Here is a 16,655-nt window from a genome sequence, read left to right on the forward strand (position 1 = left end):
GGGCGTATCGAGACCCACCCACCCCGAGCACGTCGGGCCCTCTCCCGGGCGGCGGGCACGGGCGCGCCCGCCCCGCGGGTCAGCGACCGCGCGTGGACGCGCGTTCGACGAGCTCCGGCGCGAAGACCCGGCGCCGGTCGACGACGCCGTCGCCCTCGGCGGACACCACCTCCTGCAGCAGGTCGACCGCCGACGCGCCGAACGACTCCTGCGGCGCCCGGATCGAGCTCAGCGGCACGATCGAGGCCTCCGCGTACTCGATGTCGTCGTAGCCGATGAGGGCGATGTCCTCGGGCACGCGGATCCCCCGGCCGATCAGGACCTGCTCGAGGCCGATGGCCAGCAGGTCGTTGACGGCGAAGATCGCATCGGGGCGCGCGGCGGGCTCCCGGTCGGCGATCGCCTCGCCGACCTCGTGCCCCTCCGCGATCACGCGGTGCTGCACGTCGATCATCTCGAGGGTCGCGCCGGGCACCGCGGCGACCGCGCGGCTGGCGCCCGACAGGCGCTCGCCGACCTGCTGGATCGACAGCGGGCCGCCGACGAAGGCCAGGCGGCGGCGGCCGAGCGCGAGCAGGTGCTCGGCCGCGAGCCGCCCGCCGAGCACCTCGTCGATCGAGACCGAGGGCTGGGTCTCGGCGGCCGCGTGCCGGCCGACGAGCACGGTCGGCGTCCCGCGCGAGCGGACCGAGGCGAGGCGGTCCTCGATCGAGCCGTGCGACGCGACCAGCATCCCGCGCACTCCGTGCTCCTCGAACAGCTCGAGGTAGGCGTCCTCGCGGGAGGTCTCGCCGCCGGAGTTGGCGAGGAACAGCGACAGCCCGAGCTCGGCCGCGCGCCGCTCCGCGCCCTCGGCGATCATCGCGAAGAAGGGGTTGGACACGTCGGGTGCGATGTAGGCGATGGTGGAGCTCTGTCCGAGCCGGAGCTGGCGGCCGGCGTTGTTGCGCACGAAGCCCAGCGCCTCGATCGCCTCCTGGATCCGCTTCGCCTTGGTGTCGGAGACGCGCGCGGGGTGGTTGAGGAAGTGCGAGACCGTCCCCATCGAGACGCCGGCGGCGGCGGCGACGTCGCGGATGCCGACCCTGGTCATCGCTGTCTCCTCGTGCTGGCGGGCGCCCGGACGCGGCGACGAACGGGCTTCGATGCTCTCACGCGCCGCTCCCTACTCGCGGAGCGGCGACTCCGGCGGCGACTCCGGCAGCAGCGGCTCCGGCAGCGCGACGCCGTGCGCCTCCAGCGCCTCCGACACCACCTTCACCGCGTTGAGCGCGCGGGGGAAGCCGACGTACTGCACCGTGTGGATGACCGCCTCGACGATCTCCTCCGCCGTCGCCCCGGTGTTGACGGCCGCGCGGGTGTGCCCCCGGAGCTGCGCGTCCACCCCGCCGAGCGCGGTGAGGACGCCGAGGGTGATCAGCTCGCGCTCGCGCAGGGTGAGGCCGGGGCGCGAGTTGACGTCGCCGAAGTTGAACTCGAGGCCGTAGCGGGCGAGGTCCTGGGCGCGGCCGCGCTGCAGCGCGATCAGGCCGTCGGCCTTGCCCTCGCCGTAGACGGCGTCGAAGGCGGCCCGGCCGCGGGCGAGGCGCTCGGGGTCGGGGGTGGGCTGCGTCATGGCGGAGTCTCCGGGATCCACTAGATCGAGTGTCCGCCGTCGAGCGGCAGGATCACTCCGGTGATGTTGACGGCCGCCGGCGACGCGAGGAACACGATCGTCCGGGCGAGGTGCTCGGGCTCGCCGAGCAGGCGCGACGGGATCTGGTCGAGCAGCGCCGCGCGCCGCTCGGGGGTGTCGTTGTCCCGGCCGGGCGTGCGCTGCGCGCCGGGCGCGAGCGCGTTGACGGTGACGCCCTGGTCGGCGACCTCGATCGCGAGCGCCTTGGTGAGGCCGACGACCCCGGCCTTGGCGGCGGCGTAGGCGGTCGCCCCGCGGACGAGCCGCCCCCCGGCGACGGCCGCGACCGAGGCGATGTTCACGATCCGGCCGGAGCGCCGCTCGAGCATGGCGGGCAACACGGCGCGGGTGACCGCGAAGACGGTGTCGAGGTTCCGCGACATCTGGGTGCGCCAGGTCTGCTCCGTCATCTCGTGGAAGAACGAGACCGCGCCGCCGCCGGCGCCGTTGACCAGCACGTCGATCGCGCCGTCCTCCTCGATCACGGCGCCGAGGGCGCGCTGCACGGCGTCGAAGTCGGTCAGGTCGACCGCGACGGCGCGAGCGGCCCTGCCCTCCTCGCGCACGCTCCGGGCGACCTCCTCCGCTCCCGCCGCGTCGAGATCGACGACGACCACGTCGGCTCCCGCGCGGGCGAGCTCGCGGCAGACGACTCGTCCGAGCGCTCCCGCGCCACCGGTGACCAGGGCGCGCTGCCCGTCGAGTTCCATGCGATGTCTCTCCGATCCTCGTCGTGCGCCGCCGGAGCGGCCATCGGGCTCCAGCACCCGGACGACGGCTTCATCGTTCCGCAGCTTTTGAAACGTGTCAAGACAGTCTTGACAGCTCGCACACCCGTCGGTAGCCTCCTGAATTGTAACGTTTCAAACAATGCCCGCCCGGCATCGCCCGTTCGAAACGCCGTTGCACCTTTCAAGGAGGAAATGTGTCCCGCTCTGCAGAATCCCGCGGACGTCGCTCCCGCTCGGCCCTCACCGGGCTCGTCGCCGGCACCGGAGCCGCCGTGCTGCTGCTCACCGGCTGCGCCTCGGGCGACGGCGGCGGCTCGTCCGAGTCCGGCGCCGCCGGCTCCTTCTCGGTCCTCACCCCGGCCGAGAACTCGATCATCCGCGACGAGCTCGCCACCCTCGGCGAGGGCGCCTGCTCCGCCGAGAACGAGGCGATGCCGCTCGACAGCCAGACGGTCGCCCAGGCCGACGTGGTGCAGAAGATCACGCTGCTCGCGAGCCAGGACGCGCTGCCCACCAGCTTCGTCGCCGGCACCGCGCAGGTCCGCCCCGACGGCGACCTCGGCAAGAACGACCTCATCGTCGACTACGAGGAGAAGCTCACCGAGCTCGGCGTCTGGGACGACGTCCTCCCCGCCGCCCGCTCGACGATCACCTCGGTCTACGGCGGCATGGTCTCGCTGCCGTTCCAGTACAACGTCGAGGGCATCTGGTACAACAAGCAGATCCTGGCGGCGAACGGCATCGCCGAGCCGCAGACCTGGGACGAGCTCGTCGCCGCCCTCGAGACGCTGAAGGCCGCCGGAGTCGTCCCGCTCACCGAGGCCGGCAGCCAGGGCTGGCCGCTCACCCGCCTGATCGGCAACTACCTCTTCCGCTCGATCGGCCCGGACGCCATGAAGGACATCCAGTCCGGCGATGCGAAGCTCACCGACGCCGAGTACATCGAGGGCGCTCAGGCCGTCGCCGATCTCGGCAGTGCGGGCCTGTTCGGCGAGGGCGTCACCTCGCGCGACACCGACACCGCGAACGCCCAGTTCCTCACCGGCGAGGCCGCGATGACCTACAACGGCTCCTGGTTCCTGGCGAATCTCAACGACCCCGCTCAGAACCAGATCGGCGAGGAGAACGTCGGCTTCCTGCCGTTCCCGAACGTCACGGGCGGCGCGGGCGACAGCAGCCAGTGGCCGGCCAACGCCGGAGCGGCGACCGCGACCTCGACGAAGGCCTACGACGACGGGGTCGGCGACTGGCTGACCTGCATCGCCGAGAACTACGGCTCGAGCGTGCTGCAGAACCAGGGCGTCATCTCGGGCTTCGCGCTGAACGAGGAGGTCACCGACGTCCCGCCGCTGACCACCACGGTCCAGGAGTACGTGAACGAGGCGGACGAGACCGTGCTCTGGTTCGAGGCCCTCTTCGACGCGAAGACCACCTCGGACGCGCAGACCAACGTCTCGCTGCTGGTCTCGGGCGGCATGAGCGCCGAGGACTACATGTCGGCCCTCCAGGCCGATCTCGACCAGGCGCAGTGATCCCGAGCGGGCCGGCGGCTCCTTCCGCCGCCGGCCCGCGTCCCTCCTCTTCCTCCTCCCCCGCGTGCACGCCCTGCGCGCACGTCGAAAGGACAGCGCTTCCGTGAACAGCGTCCTCGGAGACAAGAAGGCGATCCTGATCCTTCTCGGACCGGCCCTCGCCGTCTACACGCTCATCAAGCTCGTCCCGGTGCTCTGGTCGCTCGGACTCACCTTCTTCACCGGCAATCCGCTCAGCGGCTTCGAGTTCTCCGGCGGCGAGAACTTCCTGCGCTTCCTGCAGGATCCGCAGGCGCTCGAGGCGCTCTGGTTCACCGTCCGCTACTCGCTCGTGATCACCGCGGGGCAGGTCGTGCTCGGCTACGCGCTCGCCCTGCTCTACGTCTTCGTGCTGAAGAACGCGTCCTCCTTCGTCCGGACCGTCGTGTTCTTCCCGACCGTGCTGCCCACGGTCGCCGTCGCGCTGCTCTTCAAGAGCATGTTCGCCGTCGGCGGCCAGGAGGGCCCGGTCAACGCGGGACTCGGGTTCCTCGGTCTCGGCAGCATCGACTGGTTCGCGACCGCCGAGGGCACCTTCGCCGTCGCCGTGATCATGGAGCTCTGGCGCTCGATGGGCTTCTTCGCGATCCTGCTCTACGCCGGCCTCGTCGACATCCCGGAGGAGACGCTCGAGTCGGCCCGCCTCGACGGGGCGACCGGCTGGCGCCTGGTCTCCTCGATCGTGCTGCCGCTGTCGCTGCCGGTGCTGCTGTCGTCGGTGATCTTCAGCTTCAACAGCACGCTCAAGGTCTTCGACACCCTGCTCGCGCTGAACAACGGCGGACCGGGCAGCTCGACGACACCGCTGACGCTCTACATGTACCGCACCGTCTTCAGCTACTCGGACTACGGCTACGGCTCGACGATCGCGCTGGTGCTGACGATCATGTGCTTCCTCGTCACCCTCTTCATCTTCCGCTCGTCGCGCCGCGACAACACGAAGGAGGCCTGAGGTGTCCACCGGAACCCTCTCCCGCCCGGCACCCCGCACCCGCCCCTCGGTGCCGGCCGGCCCGCACCGCCGGGTCCGCAGCCTCGGTCGCGGCACGCGGCGCTGGATCGGCCGCGTCCTGATCGGCCTGCTCGTCGTCGTCGAGGCGTACCCGATCTTCTGGATCGTGATGGGCTCGTTCAAGACGCAGAACGAGTTCTTCGCGAACCCGACCTGGGCGCTGCCGCAGAGCCTCGACTTCTCGAACTACGTCTCGGCGCTGACGGAGGGCGACCTGGCGACGAACCTGCGCAACAGCGTCCTGGTCACCGTCCCCTCGCTCGCCCTGATGATCGTGCTCGGCGTCGCCGCCGCGTTCGCGCTCGAGGTCCTGGTCTGGCGCGGCCGCAACACGGTGCTGCTGCTGTTCATCGCGGGCATCATGATCCCCGGCCAGATGATCCTGGTCCCGCTGTTCACGGTGTACTTCCGGACCGGCCTGACGAACTCGCTCTGGCCGCTGATCATCACCTACACGGTGATGGGGCTGCCGCTGACGGTGTTCCTGATGACGGCCTACTTCCGCGCGATCCCCCGCGAGATCTTCGAGGCCGCCGCGATCGACGGCGCGAGCATGATCACCGCCTTCTGGCGGGTCGGCGTGCCGATGATGCGCAACGCGATCATCACGATCGCGCTGGTCGAGTTCTTCGCGGTCTGGAACGACCTGCTGATCGCGCTGACCTTCACGACGAACGACGAGCTGGCCACGGTGCAGGTCGGGCTGCTGAACTTCAGCGACGAGTACGGCTCGACGCAGTACGGGCCGCTGTTCGCCTCGATCAGCATCAACATCCTCGGGATGCTCGTGCTCTACCTCTTCCTCAACAAGCAGATCATGGCGGGCCTCGCCGCCGGCTCCGTGAAGGGCTGACGGATGCGCGCGCCCTCCCCCTCCCCCTCCCCCTCCCCCTCCCCTCTCCCGCGAGATGCCACTTGTGCGGGCGACACGCCGTGAAAGCCGTGCACAAGTGGCATCTCGCGGAGGAGGCGTACTGGGAGGATCCCCGGCCGGGTGAGGGGCGGAGGCGGCCGCGGGCGGACGTGCTCAGCGACGCGCCGCGGCTGCGGCTCGACGGGGACTGGCGCTTCCGGCTCGCGCCGACCGCGCGCGGGACCGGGCCGGGGTTCGCGGATCCGCTGCTCGACGATGCGGACTGGGACCTGCTGCGCATCCCGTCGCACTGGGTGCTCGAGGGCCACGGCGACCCGCTCTACACGAACACCGCGTTCCCCTTCCCGCTCGATCCCCCGCACCTGCCGGAGGAGAACCCGACCGGCGACCACCGCCTGCGCTTCGAGCTGCCCGCCGGCTGGCCGGAGGGCGGCCGGACCGTGCTGCGCTTCCAGGGCGTCGACTCCTGCGGCGCCGCCTGGCTGAACGACGAGCCGCTCGGCTGGTCGACGGGCAGCCGGCTGCCCTTCGAGTTCGACGTCACGACGCCGCTGCGGCGCGGCGAGAACCTGCTCGCCGTCCGCGTGCAGCGCTGGTCGGCGGGGAGCTACCTCGAGGACCAGGACATGTGGTGGCTGCCCGGCATCTTCCGCGAGGTCGAGCTGCTCTGGCGACCGGACGGCGCGGCCGACGACGTGCTCGTCAGCGCCGACTACGAGGACGGCACGGGCACCCTGCTGGTGCGCGCGCTGGACGAGGCGGGCGGCGAGCTGCCCGGCGTGGTCCGGCTGCCCGAGCTCGGCCTCGAGGCCCCGGCGGGCGAGAGCGTCCGGCTGCCGGTCGAGCCGTGGAGCGCCGAGTCGCCGCGCCTGTACCGCGGCACGCTCGAGGTCGCCGGTGAGCGGATCGAGCTCGCCGTGGGCTTCCGCACGGTGCGGATCCGCGACGGCGTCTTCACCGTCAACGGCTCCCCCGTCCGCCTGCGCGGCGTGAACCGGCACGAGCACGACCCCGATCGCGGCCGCGCCCTCGACGAGGCGACCATGCGCCGGGACATCGAGCTGATGAAGCGGGCGAACGTCACCGCGGTGCGCACCTCGCACTATCCGCCGCACCCCGCCTTCCTCCGCCTCTGCGACGAGCTCGGGCTCTGGGTGCTGGAGGAGTGCGACATCGAGACGCACGGCTTCATCTACGCGGGCTGGCAGGGCAACCCGCCGACCGAGCCGCAGTGGCGCGAGGCCCTCGTCGACCGCGTCACCCGGATGGTCGCGCGCGACCGCAGCCACCCGAGCATCGTCATCTGGTCGCTCGCGAACGAGAGCATGGTCGGCGAGTCGTTCGACGTGCTCGAGCGGGTCGTGCGCCGGCTCGATCCGAGCCGGCCGATCCACTACGAGCGCGATCCGAGCTTCCGCAACTCCGACTTCTCCTCGGCGATGTACCCCGCGCTGGAGGAGCTCGCGGCGATCGCCGAGCGGCGGGAGCCGACCCCCGAGGGCGTGGTGGCCGGCTCGCCCGACGACGCGCGCCGCCGGCGCCTGCCCTTCGTGCTCTGCGAGTACGGGCACGCGATGGGCAACGGCCCGGGCTCGCTCGACGAGTACCAGCGGATCCTCGAGTCGTCCGACCGGATGGCCGGCGGCTTCGTCTGGGAGTGGATCGACCACGGCTTCCGCGCGACCGCCGCCGACGGGTCGGAGCACTTCCGGCACGGCGGCGACATCGACTTCCAGCCGAACGGCGGCAGCTACTGCATCGACGGGCTGCTCTTCCCCGACCGCACGCCCTCGCCCGGCCTCGCGTCGCTCGCGCGGGCGATCGCACCCGTGGTGATCGACGTGGCGGAGGGGGCGATCGCGATCCGCAGCCGGCAGGACGTCGTCGACACCGCGGCACTGCGCTGGCGCTGGCGGGTCGAGGACGACGGGGCGCTGCTCGCGGAGGGCCTGCTCGACGTCCCCGCCGTGCCGGCCCGCGGGAGCGTCGTCGTGCCGTTCACGGCACCGGTCGCGGGTGTCCTCACCGTCTCGGCCGAGCTGGCCGAGGCGGCGCCCTGGGCGCCCGCCGGCCACGAGGTGGCGTGGGGGCAGCGGATCGACGCGCCGACCCCCGCCGTCCGCCGCCGCTCAGCACGGGTCGCCGACGAGGACGGCGTGCTGCGCCTCGGCGACGCCCTGCTCGACCCGCGCACCGGGCGAATCCTCTCCCTCGGCGGCGTGCCCGTCGACGGGCCCCTCGTCGACCTCTGGCGCGCGCCGACCGAGAACGACCGCGGGCAGGGGACGCTGAACGCGCTCGCCGCGAGCTGGTCGGCCGTCGGCCTCGACCGCGTCCTGCACCGCACCGTCTCGGTCGAGCGCGATGAGCACTCCGTGACCGTGACCACCCGGAGCGGACCGGCGACCCAGACGCTCGCCGTGCTCAGCCGCCTGGTCTGGACGGCGGAGGAGGGCGCTATGCACCTCGCCGCGCAGTTCGCGTTCACCGGCGCCTGGCAGGACACCCCGCACGGCCACCACTCGGTGACCCCGCCGCGCCTCGGCCTCCGCCTGACGCTCCCGGGCGGCTACGCGGACGCCGACTGGCTCGGCCGCGGCCCCGGCGAGTCCTACGCCGACACCCTCGACGCCGTCCGCTTCGGCCGCTTCGCCGCGAGCATCGACGCCCTGCAGACGCCGTACGTCGTGCCGCAGGAGAACGGCAACCACGTCGGCACCCGGCGCCTCTCGCTCAGCGGTCCGGGCCTGCCGCCCCTCGTCGTCACGGGCGACGGCTTCGACTTCACCGCCCGCCGCTGGACGAGCGAGGCCCTCGCCGTCGCCGCGCATCCCCACGAGCTGCGCGACTCCGGCCACGTCGTGCTCGACCTCGACGTCCGCCAGCAGGGCGTCGGCAGCGCCTCCTGCGGCCCGGCGCTCCCGGAGCGCTACCGCGTCCCACTCGAGGACGCGTCCCTGGAGCTGACCTTCCGCCTCGGCTGACGATTGGCGCTCTCGGGCGACTCGCGCCTTCCGACGTCCTACGCCGACGCACGCCGCGGTCAGATATCTGATCATGATCAGATGTATCCTGAGCAGATGAGCACCGCGACCTTCACCGAACTCCTCCGCAAGCCGAAGGACGTCCTCGCGCACATCGACGAGGGCCGGGTCCAGATCACCCGTCGCGACGGCGACGACCTCGTCATCCTCCGCGGTCACGATCTCGCCGTCCTGGAGAACGGGATCGCGCTCTCGAGCCGCCTCCTCCGCGCCATCGGCCGCCATCGCGGCGACGTCCCCGCCGCCCTGACCGACCTCTTCGCCTGGACGAGCGAGTTCACCGCCGGCGAGCTCGCCGCCTACGCCGCGGAGATCGAGAAGCTCGTCTACAGCGCCGGCGAGCTCGGCACGTTCGATCTCCTGCTCCGGGCGCAGCGCGAGTGGGAGGAGACGGCCCGCGCGTACGCCAGCGGGATGACATCCGTCACCCCGATCGAACTCCCCGAGGTGCCCGTCCGCGCGAGCCGACCCTGATGTCGGGCGAGCGAGGGATCCGATCGCTCGCTTCGCGCTGATCCGACAGGGCCGTGTCCGCTGAGGCGGGTGCCGCTCAGGCGCGGCGCTCGAGCTCCGCCTCGGCGCGCCAGAGGTGCGCGGGCTCCCAGCCGAGGGCCTCGCGGGCGCGGTCGATCGAGACGACCGTCTCGAAGCCCTCGAGGGGGCGGGTCAGCGGTACGTCGGGGAAGGCTCCAGCGACCAGCTCGGCCGAGGGGATCATCAGGCCGGTGTCGGAGGCGGCGATGTCGTAGACGGCGAAGCCGGGCTCGCCGACCTCCAGGGCGCGCGCGATCGCGCTCGCGCCGTCGCGGGCGTCGACGTAGCTCCACAGCAGTTCGCGGCGGTAGGCCGGGTCGCCGGCGCGCTCGACGAAGCGGGAGTACTCGCCGGCCCGGGTGATGTTGGTGAAGCGCAGCGCGGTGATCGAGCAGTCCCGGTCCCAGCGGACGAGCTGCCGGGCCATCGCCTCCTCGAGGACCTTGACCAGGCCGTAGGTGCTGTTCGCGCGGTCGCCGTCCTCCTCCGTGAGCGGGAGGGAGGCGGGCGGCTCGGCGAAGGGGAAGCCCATCGCGGTGATGCTGGAGGCGTGCACGATCCGCGTCACTCCGGCCCGCAGCGCGGAGTGGAACAGGTTGAAGGAGACGGTCATGTTGGCGTGGAAGGTCGCCGCGTCCGGGACCAGGCCGTTCACCGGGATCGCCGCGAGGTGGACGATCGCGTCGACTCCGCTGTGCCGCGCGGTGATGCCGAGCACGGCGTCGAGCGCCTGGCCGTAGTCGGTGAAATCGACGCGGGTGAAGGGCACCGCGACCGTCGGCGGCGTCAGGTCGAGGCCGATCGGCTCGTGGCCGTCGGCGAGCAGCCGCTCCAGGGTCGCGGTGCCGAGTGTGCCGGAGCAGCCGGTGACGGCGATGCGCATGGGGGTCCTCTCGCGGGGTCGGGCGGGGGTCGAGCGGAGTGGGGCGGGGTCGGGCGTCAGCGTACGGGGAAGTCCGCGGGCAGCGGGAGGGCCGGGACCTCATGCCCGGCGGCGTCCGACTCGTCGGCGTGCAGGTGCCCGGTGCGCCCGCCCGCCGGCAGGCCGGTCTCGGTGAAGAACCCGCGGAGCGGCTCGTAGACCGCGACGATGTCGTGCACGTCGCCCGCCCGGGTGAGCACGATGTCGCCGGCCTGGACGTAGCGCTCGGCGCCGTCGACGAGGATCCGCCCCTTCCCCTCCGCGAAGAACCACACCTCGTGGTCGTCGTGGTGGTGCCGGTCGAACCGCCCGCCCTCCAGCGGCACGGCGAAGCGGCCGAGGGTGCCGACAGCGCACCACTCCGGCCGGTCGCCGGGATGCAGCCAGGTGCCGGGCTCGTAGACCGGCATCAGGCCTGCGCCCAGCGCGGCGCGGTGCCGGGCTCGAGGATCCGCGCGCCGGGCAGCTCGTCGAGGCCGGTCTCGGCGCCGCCGGGCGTGTAGACGACGAGCAGGCGCAGCGGCCGCCAGGTGGTGTTGTAGGTGGAGTGCACCGTGTCGCGCGGGATGTGCAGGGCGTCGCCCTCGCGGATCGCGAACGCCGGGCCGTCGCCGACGGTCTGCTCGCCCTCGCCCGAGACGACGTAGATGACCTCCTCCTCACCGGGGTGGCTGTGCGGATCGTGGCCCTGACCGGGGTAGATGATCACCTCGCCGGTGGTCAGGCCGACGGGTCCGTCGAGGTGCGGGGTGACGAGCCACTTGATGGTGCCCCAGTCGAAGACGCGGGTGGGCACGTCGTCGGGGCGGCGGCCGGACTGCGCGGACGGGACGGACGGGGTGGCGGGCGGTGTCGTGGTCACGGGGTCTCCTTCGAGGTGAGCGGGATGCTGGTGAAGTCGACGAGCTGCTGGCGGATCGCCCGCTCGGTCGGCAGGCGCTCGACGGAGGAGGCGCCGAAGAAGCCGGCGACCCCCGTCGTGTGCTGGAGGACGTACGCGGCGTCGGCGGGCTCGGCGATCGGGCCGCCGTGGCAGAGCACGATGACGTCCGGATTCACGGCGACCGCCGCGTCGCGCAGCTCCTGCACGCGCGCGGCCGACTCCTCGAGCGAGAGCGCCGTCTGCGCGCCGATGCTGCCGCTGGTGGTGAGGCCCATGTGCGGGACGAGGACGTCGGCGCCGGCCTCCGTCATCGCCACGGTCGACGCGACGTCGAAGACGTACGGGGCGGTGAGCAGGTCGCGCTCGGCGGCGAGCCGGATCATCTCGACCTCGAGGTCGAAGCCCATGCCGGTCTCCTCGAGGTTCTGCCGGAAGACGCCGTCGAAGAGCCCGACCGTCGGGAAGTTCTGCACCCCCGTGAAGCCGAGCCGCGCCAGCTCGTCGAGGAAGACCTCCATCCGCCGGAACGGATCGGTGCCGCAGACCCCGGCGAGCACCGGGGTGTCGCGGATGATCGGCAGCACCTCGCGGCTCATCTCGACGACGATCTGATTGGCGTCGCCGTAGGGCAGCAGCCCCGAGAGCGAGCCGCGTCCCGCCATCCGGAAGCGGCCGGAGTTGTAGATGATCAGCAGGTCGGCTCCGCCGGCCTCGGCGGCCTTCGCCGAGATGCCGGTGCCCGCCCCCGCGCCGATGACGGGTCGCCCCGCGGCGATCGTGCGGCGGAGGCGGGCGAGTGCGGTCGCGCGGTCCATGTCAGCTCCTGTCCTGGCCGGCGGCGTGGGCCGCGGAGTGGTCGGCGGCGGGATCCGCGGCGTGGCGGATCAGCCGGTCGAGCGCGTCCGCGGCGGCGCGGGCGAACTCCGGATCGTTCACGTCGAGCGGGGAGTCGAGGACCTCGACCGCGGAGCCGGCCACTGCGGCGAGCACAGCGTCGACCAGCGCGGCATCGGCCTCGGCGTCGGCGAAGACGGCGCCCGGCACCCCGATCGCCGAGAGCCCGCCCCTCGGCACGGCCAGCACGGTCGGCCCCTCGGCCGCGGCGAGCTTCCGGCCGATCAGGCCGCCCAGCTCGGCGCTCTCGTCGGCGGTGGTGCGCATCAGCGTCACCGTCGGGTTGTGCACGAAGACCCGCCGCTGCGCGAAGCGCTCCGGGACGCCGTCCCGCGGGCCGAAGTTGACCATGTCCAGCGCTCCGAGGCTGACGACCTGCGGGACGCCTGCGCGCCCGGCCGCCTCGAGCCGGTCGGGGCCGGCCGTGAGCACGCCGCCGACCAGCTCGTCCGCGAGCTCGGTGGTGGTGAGGTCGAGCACCCCCGCGAGGTGCCCCGAGCGGGCCAGGGCCTCGACGGCCCGGCCGCCGGAGCCCGTGGCGTGGAAGACGAGGACCTCGTAGCCGAGCTCGTCGAGGCGGGCGCGGGCGACGTCGACGGCGGCGGTCGTCACTCCGAACATGGTGGCCGCGACGAGCGGACGGCCGGACTCCTCCGCGGGCTGCTCGCGCCGGGCGGCGTGCGCGGCGGCCATCCCCGCTATGCCGCCGGCGGCGTTGTCGAGGACCTCGCGGGAGAGGCTGTTGATGCCGGCGATGTCGACGACGCTGTAGGTCATCGTCACGTCGCTCGCGCCGACGTAGGGGGCGACGTCTCCCGACGCCATCGTCGAGACGAGCATCTTCGGCAGCCCGATGGGCAGGTCGCGCACGGCGCGGGCGGCGATGGATGAGCCGCCGCTGCCGGCGAGGGCCAGGACGCCGTCGAGACCGCCGTCGCTCCGGAGGCGCTCGAGGACGACGGCGGCGCCCTCGCCCATCGCGGTCATCGCGGCCCCGCGATCGCCGCGCGAGCGCAGCTCCTCGAGCTCGGCGCCCGCGGCGCGGGCGGTCTCGGCGGCGGTGACGTCGGGAGCGGCCGCTCCGGAGTGGGCGCCGACGCCCACGTCGACGAGCAGCACCTCGACGCCGAGGTCGCGCAGACGGGCGGCCGTCCAGGCGTACTCGGCGCCCTTGGTGTCGAGGGTGCCCACGAGGGCCACCCGGGGTGCCGGTGTCCGGGGTGCCGGTCCTGGGGGTGCTGGCGTCATCGCGGCTCTCCTCCTCCTGGCCGGATCGCTCCGGTCCACGTCGTCGTGGTGCGCCGGGCCCGCCCAGCAGCTGTCCCCATGATGACTCGCATTTTGAAACGTGTCAAACAGCAGTTCCGGGGCTATGCTGGCGCTCGATTGAAACGTGTCAGAATCGAGACGCTCACGCAGAGGAGTGCTCGCCCAGCAGGAACGAGGCACCCCGGTGGCCATCCCCTCCTCCCCCCGCATCGAGCACCACCGTGCGGCGCTCGGCATCGGCGAGCGCCGACCCCGCCTCTCCTGGACGAGCCTCGCCGGCGACGACTGGCGCCAGGAGTCGTACGAGCTCGAGCGCGTCGACGCCGCCGGCGACGTGCAGCGCCGACGCGTCGGCTCCGCCGAGTCGGTCCTCGTGCCGTGGCCGTTCGCTCCGCTGACGAGCCGGGAGCGGGTCGAGGTCCGGGTGCGCGTCTTCGGCCGCGGCGAGGACGACGCCCCCTGGAGCCGTCCGACGGCCGTCGAGGCCGGCCTGCTCGAGCCGCAGGACTGGAGCGCGGTGCCGGTCGGCGCCGCCTGGCCGGAGGACCCGGAGTCCGACCGGCGGCCGCCACTGGTGCGCCGCTCCTTCACGGTCGGCGGCGAGGTCGCCTCCGCGCGCCTCTACCTCAGCGCGCACGGCCTGTACGAGGTCGAGCTCAACGGCGCCCGCGTCGGCGACGACACCCTCGCGCCCGGCTGGACGGCCTACGCCGACCGCCTCCGCTACGCCACCCACGACGTCACCGACGCCCTCGTCCCCGGCGAGAACGCGCTCGGCTCCTGGCTCGGCGACGGCTGGTACCGCGGCCGGCTGGGCTGGCGCGGCGGCTTCCGGAACCTCTACGGCACCGACCTCTCGCTGATCGCGCAGCTGGAGATCGTCTACGCCGACGGCCGGCGCGAGACCGTCGCGACCGACCCGTCCTGGCGGGCCGCGCCCGGCCCGATCCTCTTCTCCGGCAACTACGACGGTGAGGTGCACGACGCGCGCGAGGAGCGGGACGGCTGGTCCTCCCCCGGCTTCGACGACGCCGGCTGGACGCCGGTCGCGGTGGCGGAGCGCGATCCAGCGACCCTCGTCGCTCCGCAGGGCCCGCCGGTCCGCTGCACCGAGGAGGTGCGCCCCGTCGCCGTGCTGCGCACCCCGAGCGGCCGGAGCGTGCTCGACCTGGGGCAGAACCTCGTCGGGCGGATGCGGATCCGGCTGAGCGGGCCGCGCGGGGCGACCGTCACCCTCCGCACCGCCGAGATCATGCAGGAGGGCGAGCTCTACACCCGGCCGCTGCGCGACGCCCGCTCCACGGACGTCTACACGCTGGCGGGCCGCGCCGAGGAGGAGTGGGAGCCGCGATTCACCTTCCACGGCTTCCGCTTCGTCGAGGTCGAGGGCTGGCCGGGGGACCTCGAGGCGGCGGTGGCCGCGGGGGACGTCGTCGCCCGGGTCCTGCACACCGACTTCGAGCGCACCGGCTGGTTCGCCTGCTCCGACCCGCTGGTCGAGCGGCTGCACGAGAACGTGCTGTGGAGCATGCGCGGCAACATGGTGGACATCCCCACCGACTGCCCGCAGCGCGACGAGCGGGTCGGCTGGACCGGCGACATCCAGGTCTTCGCGCCGACCGCGTCGTTCCTCTTCGACGTCTCCGGGATGCTCTCGTCCTGGCTCCGCGATGTGGCGGCCGAGCAGCTGCCCGACGGCACGGTGCCCTGGTACGTCCCGGTGATCCCCGCGCACGCGATGTGGACGCCGATCCGCCCCGGCGCGGCCTGGGGCGACGCCGCGGTCCTCGTGCCCTGGACCCTGTACGAGCGCTTCGGCGACGCGGGGGTGCTGGCGGCGCAGTACGACAGCGCGAAGGCCTGGGTCGAGCTCGTCGAACGGCTCGCCGGGCCGTCGCGGCTCTGGGACGAGGGCTTCCAGCTGGGCGACTGGCTCGATCCGGACGCTCCTCCCCAGGACCCGGCGGACGCGAAGACCGACCGCTACCTGGTCGCCACGGCCTATTTCGCGCAGTCCGCCCGGCGGCTGGGGCAGACCGCCCGCGTGCTCGGCCGCGAGCGGGACGCCGACCGCTTCCTCGCGCTGGCCGCCGAGGTCCGGGCCGCCTTCGTCGATCGCTACGTCGAGCCGGACGGACGGATGGTGAGCGACGCGCAGACCGCGTACGCGCTCGCCCTCGAGTTCGAGCTGCTGCCGGAGTCGCTGCGCGCCGCCGCGGGGGCCCGCCTGGCCGAGCTGGTCGCGTCCGCCGGGAACCGCATCTCGACCGGCTTCGTCGGCACGCCGATCGTCTCGGACGCGCTCTCGGGCACGGGCGGGATCGACCGCGCCTACGCGCTGCTGCTCGAGCGCGAGTGCCCGTCCTGGCTGTACCCGGTGACCCAGGGCGCGACGACGATCTGGGAGCGCTGGGACAGCCAGCTCCCCGACGGCACGGTGAATCCGGGGACGATGACCTCGTTCAACCACTACGCGCTCGGGGCGGTCGCCGACTGGCTGCACCGGGTGGTCGCGGGTCTCGCGCCGGCCGAGCCGGGCTACCGCTCGATCCTGTTCCGGCCGCGCCCGGGCGGCGGGCTCACCTCGGCGAGCGCCGCCCACCTCACGCCCTACGGCCGCGCCTCCATCGCGTGGACCCTCGCCGACGGCGAGCTGCGCGTCGAGGTCGAGGTGCCGGTGGGCGCCACCGCGGTGCTCGACCTCGAGGGCGCGGAGCCGCGCGCCCTCGGGCCGGGCCGGCACACGGCCGTGGTGGTGGCCGGGGCGGCGGTCGCGGCGGCGCTCTGAGCGGCCGCCCGGTCGCGGGCCGGCGCGGGAGTCCCGCGACCCGGCGCGAGCGGGCGGATGAACCGACGTCCTGACAGGGCTGGATCTACTGGGAAGAGACGCCCCAGACATGCTGGTCGAGTAGCCCCGCAGGGGCGTATCGAGACCCACCACCACCAGCAGGGCGGGTCTGCAGACCCGCGTTCCGACGGTGGTGGATCTCGATACGACCGCTCCGCGGGCTACTCGATCAGCATGATTCTCCGCAGACGTACGAGGTGATCATTTCAAGGAACTCAGGTGCTGACGGTGGCGGATCTCCTGGGAAGAGACGCCCGCAGACATGCTGGTCGAGTAGCCCCGCAGGGGCGTATCGAGACCCGCCACCACCAGCAGGGCGGGTCTGCAGACTCGCGTTCCGACGGTGGCGGATCTCGATACGCCCACTCCGCGGGCTACTCGATCAGCATGATTCTCCG

The 16,655-nt window shown here is 73.0% G+C and carries 14 protein-coding genes; 6 read left to right on the forward strand and 8 right to left on the reverse strand.

The window, feature by feature from the left end:
- Positions 1 to 79: 79 nt before the first annotated feature.
- From EDF35_RS03915 to EDF35_RS03925, 3 genes are all read right to left on the reverse strand, one after another.
- On the reverse strand, positions 80 to 1,093 hold the full coding sequence (locus EDF35_RS03915) for a substrate-binding domain-containing protein (RefSeq protein ID WP_123731891.1): 1,014 nt from the start codon (positions 1,091 to 1,093) through the stop codon (positions 80 to 82).
- Between the two features lie 72 nt (positions 1,094 to 1,165).
- Positions 1,166 to 1,615 carry a carboxymuconolactone decarboxylase family protein gene (locus tag EDF35_RS03920; protein WP_132435002.1) on the reverse strand — a complete coding sequence of 150 codons (450 nt, stop codon included), beginning with the start codon at positions 1,613 to 1,615 and terminating at the stop codon, positions 1,166 to 1,168.
- A 20-nt stretch (positions 1,616 to 1,635) separates the two neighbouring features.
- Positions 1,636 to 2,385 (reverse strand): SDR family NAD(P)-dependent oxidoreductase, encoded by a 750-nt coding sequence (locus EDF35_RS03925; protein ID WP_123701526.1) that lies wholly within the window; start codon positions 2,383 to 2,385, stop codon positions 1,636 to 1,638.
- A 215-nt stretch (positions 2,386 to 2,600) separates the two neighbouring features.
- Here EDF35_RS03925 and EDF35_RS03930 point away from each other — a divergent pair, with 215 nt between their 5' ends.
- The 5 genes from EDF35_RS03930 to EDF35_RS03950 all read left to right on the forward strand — a co-directional run bounded on the left by EDF35_RS03930 (position 2,601) and on the right by EDF35_RS03950 (position 9,381).
- Positions 2,601 to 3,938, forward strand: a complete 1,338-nt coding sequence (locus EDF35_RS03930) for an extracellular solute-binding protein (protein ID WP_133960791.1) — start codon at positions 2,601 to 2,603, stop codon at positions 3,936 to 3,938.
- A gap of 103 nt (positions 3,939 to 4,041) precedes the next feature.
- The gene (locus tag EDF35_RS03935) at positions 4,042 to 4,929 is read left to right on the forward strand and encodes a sugar ABC transporter permease (protein ID WP_123444732.1); all 888 of its coding nucleotides are present in this window, start codon (positions 4,042 to 4,044) and stop codon (positions 4,927 to 4,929) included.
- A gap of 1 nt (position 4,930) precedes the next feature.
- The gene (locus tag EDF35_RS03940; RefSeq protein ID WP_243581075.1) at positions 4,931 to 5,842 is read left to right on the forward strand and encodes a carbohydrate ABC transporter permease; all 912 of its coding nucleotides are present in this window, start codon (positions 4,931 to 4,933) and stop codon (positions 5,840 to 5,842) included.
- 89 nt (positions 5,843 to 5,931) lie between these two features.
- The gene (locus EDF35_RS03945) at positions 5,932 to 8,847 is read left to right on the forward strand and encodes a glycoside hydrolase family 2 TIM barrel-domain containing protein (protein ID WP_133960792.1); all 2,916 of its coding nucleotides are present in this window, start codon (positions 5,932 to 5,934) and stop codon (positions 8,845 to 8,847) included.
- A 96-nt stretch (positions 8,848 to 8,943) separates the two neighbouring features.
- Complete coding sequence (locus tag EDF35_RS03950; RefSeq protein WP_133960793.1) at positions 8,944 to 9,381, forward strand: hypothetical protein; 438 nt, start codon at positions 8,944 to 8,946, stop codon at positions 9,379 to 9,381.
- 76 nt (positions 9,382 to 9,457) lie between these two features.
- Here the strand turns inward: EDF35_RS03950 and EDF35_RS03955 are convergent, their stop codons facing one another.
- The 5 genes from EDF35_RS03955 to EDF35_RS03975 are packed head-to-tail and all read right to left on the reverse strand — an operon-like array spanning position 9,458 to position 13,388.
- Positions 9,458 to 10,324 (reverse strand): NAD(P)-dependent oxidoreductase, encoded by an 867-nt coding sequence (locus EDF35_RS03955; RefSeq protein ID WP_133960794.1) that lies wholly within the window; start codon positions 10,322 to 10,324, stop codon positions 9,458 to 9,460.
- A 56-nt stretch (positions 10,325 to 10,380) separates the two neighbouring features.
- On the reverse strand, positions 10,381 to 10,773 hold the full coding sequence (locus tag EDF35_RS03960; protein WP_123444728.1) for an AraC family ligand binding domain-containing protein: 393 nt from the start codon (positions 10,771 to 10,773) through the stop codon (positions 10,381 to 10,383).
- Positions 10,773 to 11,225, reverse strand: a complete 453-nt coding sequence (locus tag EDF35_RS03965) for a cupin domain-containing protein (protein ID WP_133960795.1) — start codon at positions 11,223 to 11,225, stop codon at positions 10,773 to 10,775. The genes EDF35_RS03960 and EDF35_RS03965 overlap by 1 nt, the downstream gene beginning before the upstream one ends.
- Complete coding sequence (locus tag EDF35_RS03970; protein ID WP_123701514.1) at positions 11,222 to 12,061, reverse strand: phosphoenolpyruvate hydrolase family protein; 840 nt, start codon at positions 12,059 to 12,061, stop codon at positions 11,222 to 11,224. Before EDF35_RS03970 ends, EDF35_RS03965 begins: the two co-directional genes overlap by 4 nt.
- A gap of 1 nt (position 12,062) precedes the next feature.
- Positions 12,063 to 13,388 (reverse strand): Tm-1-like ATP-binding domain-containing protein, encoded by a 1,326-nt coding sequence (locus tag EDF35_RS03975; protein WP_133960796.1) that lies wholly within the window; start codon positions 13,386 to 13,388, stop codon positions 12,063 to 12,065.
- A 205-nt stretch (positions 13,389 to 13,593) separates the two neighbouring features.
- On the opposite strand from EDF35_RS03975, the gene EDF35_RS03980 reads away from it, so the two are divergent.
- On the forward strand, positions 13,594 to 16,197 hold the full coding sequence (locus EDF35_RS03980) for an alpha-L-rhamnosidase (RefSeq protein WP_133960797.1): 2,604 nt from the start codon (positions 13,594 to 13,596) through the stop codon (positions 16,195 to 16,197).
- Positions 16,198 to 16,655: the final 458 nt, after the last annotated feature.

It is taken from the genome of Rathayibacter sp. PhB151 (genome assembly GCF_004366415.1).
GTDB classification, from domain to species: Bacteria; Actinomycetota; Actinomycetes; order Actinomycetales; family Microbacteriaceae; genus Rathayibacter; species Rathayibacter festucae.